This is a genomic window from Terrihabitans rhizophilus (assembly GCF_033898525.1).
In the GTDB taxonomy this organism is placed as follows: domain Bacteria; phylum Pseudomonadota; class Alphaproteobacteria; order Rhizobiales; family Methylopilaceae; genus Flaviflagellibacter; species Flaviflagellibacter rhizophilus.
Map to the genome: position 1 here is coordinate 1 of NZ_JAXAFJ010000008.1, position 11800 is coordinate 11800.

Genomic DNA, 11800 nt, shown 5'->3' on the forward strand with positions numbered 1-11800 from the left:
CACCAGCGATGCGACGGTCAATGTCGGCGGCCTGGAGCCCGGCGCCAGCTGGGAGTACAGCACCGATGGCGGCGAGACCTGGCTCGACGGCACGGGGACGAGCTTCGAACTGCCTGCCGGCGAGTACGAGACCGGCGACGTGCTGGTTCGCCAGACCGACCTTGCCGGCAATACGAGCCTGCTCGGCACGTTGCCGCCCATCACGATTGATACATCCGTCCCGGCGGCTCTGGAGGCGGCACTTGCCGATGACACCGGCTTCGATGGCGATGGCATCACCAGCGACGGCACGGTCAACGTTACCGGCCTCGAAGAGGATACCACCTGGCAGTACAGCCTCGACGCCGGCGAGACGTGGATCGACGGCTCGGGCACGAGCTTCGAACTTGATCCGGGCACCTATGGTCCCGGCCAGGTTCAGGTTCGTCAGATCGATGACGCCGGCAACATTAGTCCGGTTGACATCGTTCCCGTCGCGGCAGTGATCGAACCCGATGCCGCAGGCGATACCAACACCGTCGATCTCGGTGAGCGGACCTCGGTTACCCGTGCTCCCATCACTGACGAAAGCCTCTTGGTTCTCGGCCTCACGGATACCGGCACGGTCACCAACGGGGTGGCTATCACCATCCCGGAGGGCTCGACTGGCGATGTGGCGGTCGAGGTCAGCCAAACGGCGCTTGTCGCGGTGGCCGATGCCTTCAACATCGAGGTCTACACCGCAGACGGGCAACTGGTCGCAGTGGCGGATTCCGACGGCAATCCGCTGGTGGGCGATGTCGCGGGTATCGTCCTTCTCGGCCTGACCTCCGACAACACGGTCACCGCCACGTTCCCAGGCCTTCCGCCGGGCGATTACTTTGTGGTGGTGCGGAAAGGAACAAGTGCCCTCGGTACCCTGCTGGATACCGATAACGACGGCATCACTCTTGAAGAATTGGGACAGGGCGGCGTTGTCCTTGGAGCCGGGAATGAAACGGCTGTCCTGAACGCGGTCCAGACAGCTCTCAATGGAACTCCGGGTCTTGGGCTCGGTACGGTTGTCCGTGGGATTCTTGAGGTCCTGCTCGATACGACGGACGAGCTTGGCGCAGCCGATCTGGTGGTGGCCCTCACCGACACGCTGACCTCGCTGGGCCTCACGGAGCAGATCGCCACGGTGCTGGACATCGTCGCCGAGACGCTGCTCAGCAACACGCTCACTTTGCTTCAGGACACGTCGGTGACGGTCGTGGTGACGGAGCAGACATTCGAGGGCGCCGGCACGCCGGCAACCGGCAATGTCATCGATCCCAACTTGGGAACCGAGGGCGAGGCCGGGGAAGACACGGTGGTTCCCGGCTCCGTGGTGACACAGGTGCAGGCCGAGGGCGGCGCGCCTGTGGAGGTTAACGGCGCGACCGTGATCGAAGGTGAGTTCGGCACGCTGACCATCAATCCCGATGGCTCCTACAGCTACCTGCCGAACGGCAGCAGCGCGTCGGTCGGTGCAACGGACGTGTTCACCTACACCGTCTCCGACGGCACCAATGAGGTGACGGCGACGCTGACCATCGCCATCGACGGAGAGATCGTCGCCGACGACGTGGCTCAGGCCGGCATCGAGTACGACTACGCCCCACTGCCGGGTGTAAGCCTCCAAGATACGGTCAACTACAGCTTCACCGCAGTAGCAAATCTTGGTCTGGCTCAGGTAGTCGTCGGCGCAGCGGGCGATCTCATCGGCGACAGCTTTACCGTTGCCGCGGGAACAACCCAGGACGTCACCCTCGATGTCGACGTCAACGGCCTGCTGGGTCTCGGCAGTCAGGTCACGCTCATCCTGGAGTCCGGCGGTCCAACGGCATGGACCGAGTATGCGACGATCGACGCCGATGCTCTTGTGAGCCTCCTCGGCACCGGGGGCGACGGCAGCATCCTGATCGCGGGTGTTCCGCCGGGCACCTACCGCGTCCGGGCCGACATCGACTTCGTGCTCGGGGTGGGTGGAAGCGTCGAGGTCGATGTCACCTCCATTGTGAACGATCCCGATGCGCTGGAGGTCAGCGAGGTATTCCCGGTCGAGGGAGATCTGTTCGAGAACGATCTGCCGGGCGCCGATGCGGGTTCGCTTCTCGTCTCCGCTGACGGCACGGCATTCACCGCCGTGACGGGCGGGCCGGTCATCATCTCGGGCCTGTATGGCGATCTCGTCGTCAACGGCGACGGCACCTACACCTACACGCCGGATGACGACGCAGGCGTCGGCCAGTTCGAGGACACCTTCTACTACCGCGTCGAAGTTGACGGGGAGGTTCAGGAGGCAACGCTCACGGTCCAGGTCAACGGGACGCTGCAGGGTGAGGATCCGGCAGTGGATGCCGCACCCGAGCCCTTGCTAGCAGAGGGCGGCGACACCCTTCTGGCCCTGATGCTGGCCGCCGACGACGCCATCGAGTTCGACAACCTGTCGGGCGGGGATGACGACGGCGATGATCCGGCGGAGGCGGGAGCGGGCGATGCTCCGAACGAGGTGGCCGTGGATGGTCTCTTCTCCGAAGACTCCGAAGAGCTGGCGTTCGGCGAAGACGACGGTGCCGCAGCGGAAGCGGCGCAGGTGCCGGAGGATACCCTCAGCTACCTGCCGATGAGCCCGGTCGAGGACGATCCCCAGCAGCACCCCCTTGGGTGACACCCGCGCAAATAAGGATGCATCGGGGCACGGCTCCGATGCATCGCAGGCAAGTACCCCGCGATCGGCGTAGCCAGTGATCCAGTTGATGCCCAGGATTGTTCGCGTACCCGCAGCGCTTGCGGCGGCCCTATGCCTGTCCGCCTGCGCCTCGTCCAACCCTGCGAGCGAGGGGATGGGCCTCAACGCGGCGCAGGCTGAAGCGCCCGCGCCCGTGGTTAAGACGGCAGCCCTGCCGGAGCCGGTCGTTGTTCCCGTGACCGCTACTCGGGCGGTATCCGGACCCGCGGCGCGCTCATCTGCTTCGGCGCTTGGCCTCCAAGCGGCCGTGGACCGGGCTGTGGACTGGCACCCCGCTGTCGCTGAAGCCGTGGGCCGCCTGAACCAGAGCAGCGCGGAGATCGCCATCGCACGCGCAGGCTACCGGCCGCAGATCAGCACGGGCATGAACTCCCGCTACAACAGCTACGACCGCGATGGCTGGCGTCCGCGCCTGAACGTCACCGGATCGCAGATGCTGTACGATTTCGGCAAGGTGTCGAGCGAGGTCGGAGCCCGCGAGGCGCTCGAGAATGTCAGCCGCGCGCAGCTTCTCGTGGCGGTCGACACCCTGATCCGCGACACCGCGCAGGCGGTTATCGAGGTGCAGCGCAGCCGGGCGCTTAGGGCCGTCGCCGAAGAACAGCTCGAGGGCATCCGCGCCATTGCCGATCTCGTCAGCCAACGCAGCGGGCAGGGTGCCTCCACCCGATCGGACGACATACAGGCCCGCGCGCGGGTCGAAGCCGCGCAGTCCACGCTCCTGCAGATCGAGGCGGAGGTCAGCCGCTGGGAGGGCATCCTTGCCGCCTTCATGGGGGCGACCGGCGGCACCTTCGCGGTGGATGAGAACGTGCCCCCTTGGTTGATGAGTTCCTGCACCTCGGCCGGAAATCTGGACTGGTCGCGCGTGCCAGCCATGATGGAGGCGGACGCCCGCCGCGAGGAGGCCGTGGCCCTGCTCAAGGGGAGCCGTGCCAACAGCCTGCCCACCGTCTCGCTCGAAGCCGGTGCGGGTTACGATCTCAATGAGAATAGCTTCAGCCGGCAAAGCCGGGATCAGGAAGACTTCAACATAGGGCTGAATGTCAGCTCCAAGCTGTATGAGGGCGGTGCCGGCGGTGCCCGCCGCGAGGCTGCGTCGCATGCCCTCATTGCGGCCGAGGCGGCCCGTGAGAACGCCCGGTTCCAGGTCAACCGCAGCCTTGCGGAGGCACGCGGCCAGCTTTCGGATCTCAGCCGGCTCCAGGCCTCGCTGGCGTCCCGCAGCGCCATGATGGCCCAGACACGGGACCTCTACCGCCAGCAATATTTCGAACTCGGCACCCGGACGCTTCTCGATCTCCTGAACTCCGAGCAGGAACTGCACTCGGCCATGTTCGACACGGTGAACACGGCGCACGACGTGCGGCGGCTCAACACGGACTGCCTGTTCAATTCCGGGCAGACGCGGCAAGCCTTCCGGATGGGCGGCAAGACGGTGCGCGGGGTGGCGCTGGATTCATGACGCAGGCTCGGGACGGCATCCAGAAAGCCACGGAGAACGCACCCCTCTTCGATTCGGACAGCTGCATCGAAGCCCTGCGCATCGTCACCGAGCGCTTCGGGCTCAACGTGTCCGAACAATCGGCGCGGCAGGCGGCGCTCTGGCGGAACAGCGGTTCCTTGCAGGACGGCTTCCGCGAAGTGGCCCGGCATTTCGGGCTCAAGGTCCGGTTCGTGGATCCCGGTTCCGCAACACTCACCGGCTGGAACGCACCGTTCATCGTTATCATGCGCGACGGGACGGCGGGAACGGTCACGTCCGTCGGCGCGGTCGATGCCGGCGTCATCTTTGCCGGCGACCAGGGCCTGCCGAGGCCCGTGAAGTTCGAAAAGCTGCTGGCAGCCGCGCAGCTGGTCGCCATTCCCAGGCCGGCTCAGAGCGTGCCGGACGCACGGGTGGACACCTATATCCGCCCGGTGGAGGAGCACTGGTTCCGGCGTATCATCCTCAGGGATCTGCGCCCCTACGCCCACGTCATGGTGGCTTCGCTGATCGCCAATGTGCTGGGGCTCGCGGGCGTCATCTTTTCGATGCAGGTCTACGACCGCGTGGTGCCGGCGCAGTCCTACAGCACGCTTTATGTGCTCGCGAGCGGCGTGCTGCTGGCCATCCTGTTCGATTTCATGCTGCGTCGCCTGCGGATGGGCATCATCGACGTGGTCGGCAAGCGCGCGGACCGCGAAATCTCGGACCGCGTGTTCGGCCATGCATTGCGGGTGCGCAATGCATCCCGCCCGCCATCGACCGGCACCTTCATCGCCCAACTGCGCGACCTTGATCAGGTTCGCGAACTGCTGACCTCCACCACCGTTTCGGCGTTCGCCGACCTGCCGTTCTTCCTGCTCTTCCTTGTCATCTTCTTCTACATCGGAGGCGTGCTCGTCCTCGTTCCGGTCGTGGCCCTGCTGCTCATCCTGGTGCCGGGCCTGCTGCTGCAGCGACGGCTGAAGGCGTATGCGAGCGAAGCCATGCGCGAGGCCTCGCTGAGGAACGCCATCCTTGTGGAGGCCGTGCAGGGGGGCGAGGACATCAAGGGGCTGCAGGCGGAGGAGCGGTTTCAGCAGCAGTGGAACCATCTGAACGCGGTCACGGCAGAGGCGCAGCTGAAGCAGCGCGGCGTGACCAACAGCCTGAATGTCTGGTCCGGCAATGTGCAGACCGCGGCCTATGCCGCAACGGTCCTGATCGGCGCACCGATGGTGATTGCCGGTGACCTGACGACGGGCGCGCTCGTCGGCGCGTCCATCCTCGGCTCGCGCATGATGGCTCCGATGGGGCAGCTGAGCACGGTCCTGACACGCTGGCAGCAGGCGAAGGTCGCCAGGAATGGCCTCGACCAGCTCATGAAGCTGCCGGTGGATCATCCGGAGGCAGAAAGCCGCATCCACATCGCACGCGTGCAGGGACACTTCCACCTCAAGGGTGCGCAGTTCCGCTATGGCGACGAAACCTCGCCGCTGGCGCTGACTGTGCGCGACCTCAGGATCCAGCCGGGCGAGAAGATCGCGGTCCTCGGCCGCAACGGTGCGGGAAAGTCCACCCTGCTGCAAGCCATGGCGGGGCTGCTCCAGACCGGCGCCGGTGAAGTGCTGGTGGATCACCTGGCGATGAACCAGGTCGATCCGTCGGACCTGCGCCGCGACATCGGGCTCCTGACGCAGAATTCGCGCCTCTTCCACGGCACGCTGCGCGAGAACATCCTCATGGGCGCGCCGCGGGCCTCGCAGGACGAGATCCTGTCCACCCTCGCAATGGTCGGCGCGGACGAGTTCGTGCGGAAGCTCCCGAAGGGGCTCGATCACCTCGTCTCCGAAGGTGGACATGGCCTCTCGGGCGGGCAGCGCCAGGCCGTGCTGCTGGCCCGGCTGCTCATCCGCCAGCCATCCGTGGTGCTGCTGGACGAGCCGACAGCCGCCATGGACGAGGCCACCGAACGGCACTTCATCTCGAACTTCATGACCTGGAGCCAGGACCGCACAGTTCTTATCGCCACGCACCGCATGCGCGTGCTGGAACTGGTGTCCCGCCTCATCGTCGTCGATGGCGGCCGCATAAGCCTCGACGAGGGCAAGGATGCGGCCCTGAAGAAGCTCCGTGGACTGGCCGACGTGTCGCAGGGACGGAGAAGCTGAGATGGCCGCTGCATCGAGCTTTGCATTCGGCGACACGGACGATGTGCGGCTGGCACGCTCCATGCGGGCGGTGTGGATGTCGGTGGCGGCGTTCCTGGTCTTCGGGGCCTGGGCCTATTTCGCCGTTCTCGACGAGGTCTCCACAGGCAGCGGCCGCGTCGTTCCAAGCCTGCGCGAGCAGGTCATCCAGTCCCTCGAAGGCGGCATCCTGTCCAGCCTGCGGGTGAAGCAGGACGACATCGTGGAACCGGGCCAGTTGATCGCGCAGCTCGATCCCACGATCACGGAGTCCGATGTCGAGGAGAATGCCGCGAAGTACCGCGCTGCCTTGGCGCGGAGCGCGCGCCTGACGGCGGAGGTCGACCAGACCGCCTTATCCTTCCCGCCGGAACTCGACACCCACCCGGAGCTGAAGGCAGCCGAGACGCAGCTTTACCAGACGCGGCGCAAGGGTCTCGACGACAGCTTGCGCTGGATCTCGGAATCCATGCGGCTTGTGCAGGAGGAACTGAAGATCAGCCAATCGCTGTCCAGCATCGGTGCCGCCAGCAATGTGGAGGTCATCCGCCTCAAGCGGCAAATGGCCGAGCTGGAGCTCAAACAGGTCGAGGTCCGCAACGACTATCTGGTGTCGGCACGCGAGGAGCTCGCCAAGGCCAGCGCGGAAATCAAGTCGCTCACATCGGTCATCAAGGGCCGCACGGACGCCCTGTCGCGCCTGAACCTTCGCTCGCCCGTTCGAGGCATCGTCAAGAACATCGAGGTGTCCACGATCGGCGGCGTCATTCCGCCCAACGGCAAGCTCATGGACATCGTGCCATTGGACGATCGCCTGCTCATCGAGGCCCGGATCGCCCCGCGCGACATCGCCTATATCCATCCCAATCAGGCGGCCAGCGTAAAGGTCACCGCCTACGATTACTCGATCTATGGAGACCTGAAGGGGCTCGTGACCACCATCTCGCCAGACACCATTCAGGACGAGGCGGATCCGCAGGTCTATTACTACCGCGTCTTCATTCGCACGGAGAGCGACGCGCTCGTCAACAAAGCGGGCCAGCGCTTCCCGATCTCGCCCGGCATGGTGGCAACTGTGGACATCCACACCGGTTCGAAGACCGTGCTGGACTACCTGATCAAGCCATTGAACCGGGCGCAGGAAGCACTTCGGGAGCGGTGATGCGCTCCCGCTTCCGCCACCTGTCGCGTCGCTTCCGTTGGATCTTCGTTCTCGGCTATCTGAAGCTGACGGGAGAAGCGCTGGCCGACGATGATCGGCTGGGGCCGCTGGATCGGCCAAGCCCGCAGGAACTGCGGATTGCCAAGGACGACGAGGCCTTCAGCGCCCGGGAAGCGCTGCACGGCGCCACCAGTTCCCGCCAGCAGTGCATGACCGTGCCGGGCGGCCTCTGGACCGAGGCGGGTGGCCAAGCGGAATGCATCCGCCACTACAGCGCAGGCGTGGAGAACGGGCAAGCTTCTGCTCTTCTCGTCTATCTTTCCGGCGATGCCGTCAGCCGCACCTCAGGTGGCGTCCGCTTCGTTGTGGACAGCTATGCGGCGCGTTCGCCGAACGCCATTCAGGCAGAGACTGAGAAATGGGCGGCCGAGGCCGCGATGGCCGCTGTGTATCTAGCGCGCCCGGGCTTGCACGGTTCGTCCGGGAGCCACCTGATGCGGCGGTTGAAAAGAGAGGTGGATCTTGTCGACCGGGCACTGGACCTTCTGAAGGATCGCTACGGCACGACTCGCTTCATCATCGCCGGCCATTCCGGGGGAGGGCATCTTGCCGCTGCCCTGCTGAACAGGCGCCACGACGTGGATGCGGTGGTGATCTCGTCCGGGCTAGTTTCCGTCCGGCAAGTGGTCGAGCACTGGGACAGGCGGCGGAAGGTGCCGGAAGGCGTAATCTACGATGCCGACGGGTACATCGATCCTGTGGACGGTCTCGGCAGCATCCGGAAGGATCCGATGCCCCGGATCTTCGTGATCTCAGATCCCGAGGACCGCATCGTGCCCTTCTACACGCAGCTGTATTACGTTCGTCGCCTGCGGGCGGCGGGCTTCAGGCCGCAGCACATCTATGCGAGCGCAAGCGACAAGCGGCACCACCTGCTGGTTCAGCACGCCCGAACCGCGGCGGCTCTTGTGGCTGGGGGCGCGAGCAACAGGGAGGTGCGCCGCGCGCTCGCGGAGATCGGGCCCGGGGACTTCGACTAAGCGGGCGCTTGCCGAGGTTCCAGGGCGGCCGACGCTTCGGAAGCGCGGGCCTTCATCCAGTCGACGACGCGGTCCATTCCCGCGCTGCGCGAGCCTTTCACCAACACGATGTCTCCGTCGCGGAGACCCGCATCCAGCACATCGAGCAGGGTCTCGAAGCGGGTGTGAAAAGAGCCTTTCCGTTCAGGGGCGAGAGCGTCCCACATCCCGGAATAGAGGGCACCAACCAGGTGAAAACTGTCGATGCCGAGCCGGACTGCTGTATTGGCAAGGGCGTCATGATGGCTGGGGGCTCCGGGCCCGAGTTCCGCCATCTCGCCGAGCACCGCAATCCGCCGGCCGCTTCCGGCTTCCTTCGCCAGCCGTTCGAGCGCGGCCTGCATGGAGCCGGGATTGGCGTTGTAGGTATCGTCGATGACCTTCAGGCGGCGGCTATCGAGGCTCAGGTGGACGGCCTCGCCGCGTTGAGACAACGACATGAAACCGCTCAGCCGCTCAAGGGCTGGGCCAGCGTCGAGATCGAGAGCCTGAACGGCCGCAAGGACGGCAAGGCTGTTGATGGCCATGTGCCGGCCGATGACGCCGAGGCGATAGCGCACCTCCTCGCCGCGCAGGCTCGCAAGCACCTCGCCGTGATGCTGGTCATAGTCCAGCAGTCTCGCATCGCAGCCTTCCGCCTCCCCGAAGTGCACGATGCGCAAGCCGCGCGCCTCCGCGGCTGCGTGGACTGTCTGCCATTCCTGCATGTCGCGGTTGAGCACGGCTGTGCCGCCGCGTGACATGCCGGAGAAGATCGCCGCCTTGGTGCGGGCGATGGCCTGGATGGTGCTTCCGGGTTTCAGATGCGCGGGGAGCACATTGGTGAACACCGCAATGTCTGGACGGACCATGCGTGCACTCTGCCCCATGCGGCCAACCGCCAATTCCAGCACGGCATGATCGACGCCCCAAGGCATAGAAGCGAGGTTCCAGGCCACACCATGGGGAAGGTTGGCATTGTGGGCTGTCTGCGCCACCTCTCCATAGCCACCCAGCGCGTGCGCCAGCATGGCGGCCGTGGTTGTCTTGCCCGCGCTTCCAGTGACCGCGAGCACCTTGCCGCTCATCCGGCTGCGGGCATAGGTCCCCATCGCGATGATGGCTGCGCTGACGTCCGGCACGCCCAGCACCGGAACGTCCATGGCCGGACCGGGACCCGTCTCCTGGACGATCAGCGCGGAGGGCGAAAACTCCAAGCGGGGCAGGGCGGCCTTTGGCACGCCGGGAGGATCTTTGCCAACGCGCACGGCCACGATGTTGCCGGGCTGCATTGCGGGCGCGTAGGTGGACAGCCCGGTTGCTGCCCAGCCGGGCGCGGGCGGCACCAGCCACGTGCCCCCCGTCAATTTGGCTAGGAGGGCCGGGCTCCATCTTGCCCCATGCTCGACCTCATTGGGGTGAGAAACCGGATGAGAGTTGGCTTCACTTGCGATGCGTTCGAAGTCATCGCGCACATCGAGATAGTCGAGATAGGCGATCAGTCCCGACAGGTAATGCTCGACATCGTCGATGCGGACGCGAAAGCCGTGATGACGAATGAAGAAAGAGCCGACGATCTTGTCCGGCCGTCGGAAGTACATGGCCATCTCCGGCCAGAAGTGGCCGTTGAGCAGGTAATGGGCGCGGTGCTCCAGGGCATCCCGGAACTTCGCCAAGTCGACTTCCGCGAGAAGGTGACGCTGCTCCGGCAGCGCATCGAGGCGGCTGAGCATGGCTCTCGCCGCCATCATCAGCTCCAGCAAAGTAGGGAATGTGGTGACGCGGTTCCGGACAAAGTCGAGGTAATCCGCCACGTTGTGGATGCCGAAGCGGAAGTACCGTTCCTCGGGACGGAACGCCGTCAGTTCGTTGACGCAATAGCTTAGCCAGTGGTCGTGATGCCTGGCATGGTCCTGCGCGATGAAGTGGTCGAAAGCCTTCTCAACGGCTGCGATCCACCGCGGATCGCGCGTGAATCCATAAAGCCGCATCAGGCCGAAGGCAGCTTCCCCGTCATAGTAGACCGTGCGATGCGCGGCCTTCAGGGAAAGATCCGGAAAGTTCAGCACATGTCGGAAGCTTCCCCTCACGGGATCCTGCATGAACAGGATGCCGGTGGCGAGCTTCTCCATCAGCGGAAGATGGTCGAGCCGGCCCGCGACTTCGGCGTGTTTAGCCAATGCGAGAAGCGCCACGGCATTGCCGCCAAGCTTGATCTCGTCTCCCACGTCCACGAGGAAGGCCGCCTCGCGGCCATCGGGCAGCACGACATGACGGATCAACCCGTCGACGAGCCGTCGCAACGCCCGCTCGATTGCCTGTCCTAGGTCCGGCTCGGCGGTGACCTGCCAAGCCTCGACCATGGAGTAGGTGGTGCTGGCGTGACGCAGCGCATTATAGGCTTCGATCCGGCGATCGAAACACGGATGGTAGCCGTAGATGAAGCGGCCATCATCACCTACCTGCCGGGCCAGGAAATCCGATCCGCTTCTGATAAGGCTGCGCACATCATCCGGGCGCAGCCGCGCCACGCTGCGCCGGCCGGTGTCCATGCCCTCTCCGTCCAGAAGATGCACCGCGCTGCCGTCGCAGAAGGCTCCCTTGGTGGTGAACGCCGTTACGGGTGCTTCATCTGAGAAGTCGATGCGTCGTTCGCTGCCGAACCTGCGCGCTGCATAGAGCATAAGGTTCTTCTCGTGCAGGATGGCATGTTCCACGGTGTTGCCGCCGTAAAGCGCGGCATTGGCGTTGAGTTCCTGCTCGAGGAGGGCGGTCTCGAAATCCGCACCGAATGCCAGCCCGAGACGGAAGTAGTTGCGCTTCACGCGGGCAAGGCTGGTCTTGAGGCGCCCGACGGTCAGCGGTGTGGTCGAGGTAATCCAGTCTATCCTGAGCCATCCTCCACGCAGGCCACGGCGTGCCATGAGGGCCGTCAGCCCATCGCAGCCGATCCGCCAGACCTCCTCGAAGCTGGCGGCGGTGGCGTGGACGACATGGGCGCGCTCGTTTCCATCGCTCGCGGAGAAGAAGAGCACGACAGGAGCGCCCGGCTGCGCTGAACCCGGGTTGTGCTCCGACGACGCGCGGTACAGCCGCTCCAGCCTTTCTGACAATTCGCGAGATGCTGCTGCCGTTACCAAAAGCCTGCCCCTGACCGGAAGGTGAGATGGCCCG

General features: G+C 65.2%; 6 protein-coding genes. 5 read left to right on the forward strand and 1 reads right to left on the reverse strand.

The genetic code is table 11. The features are described 5' to 3' along the window. The 5 genes from SCD90_RS12590 to SCD90_RS12610 all read left to right on the forward strand — a co-directional run. On the forward strand, positions 1-2671 hold a 2671-nt coding region (locus SCD90_RS12590), incomplete at its 5' end, for a BapA/Bap/LapF family large adhesin (RefSeq protein ID WP_319845040.1). Positions 2672-2759: 88 nt separating this feature from the next. Further along, on the forward strand, positions 2760-4217 hold the full coding sequence (locus tag SCD90_RS12595; protein ID WP_319845041.1) for a TolC family protein: 1458 nt from the start codon (positions 2760-2762) through the stop codon (positions 4215-4217). After that, entirely contained in the window at positions 4214-6388 is a 2175-nt protein-coding gene (locus SCD90_RS12600) for a type I secretion system permease/ATPase (RefSeq protein WP_319845042.1), read from the forward strand. The genes SCD90_RS12595 and SCD90_RS12600 overlap by 4 nt, the downstream gene beginning before the upstream one ends. Before the next feature lies 1 nt (position 6389). Continuing rightward, positions 6390-7568 carry an HlyD family type I secretion periplasmic adaptor subunit gene (locus tag SCD90_RS12605; protein WP_319845043.1) on the forward strand — a complete coding sequence of 393 codons (1179 nt, stop codon included), beginning with the start codon at positions 6390-6392 and terminating at the stop codon, positions 7566-7568. Beyond that, on the forward strand, positions 7568-8608 hold the full coding sequence (locus tag SCD90_RS12610) for an alpha/beta hydrolase family protein (RefSeq protein ID WP_319845044.1): 1041 nt from the start codon (positions 7568-7570) through the stop codon (positions 8606-8608). The genes SCD90_RS12605 and SCD90_RS12610 overlap by 1 nt, the downstream gene beginning before the upstream one ends. Here SCD90_RS12610 and SCD90_RS12615 read toward each other — a convergent pair. Continuing rightward, a complete protein-coding gene (locus tag SCD90_RS12615) occupies positions 8605-11739 on the reverse strand; it encodes a Mur ligase family protein (RefSeq protein WP_319845045.1) in 3135 nt (1044 codons plus the stop codon). The two genes, SCD90_RS12610 and SCD90_RS12615, sit on opposite strands and share 4 nt — an antisense overlap. Between the last annotated feature and the right edge of the window lie 61 nt (positions 11740-11800).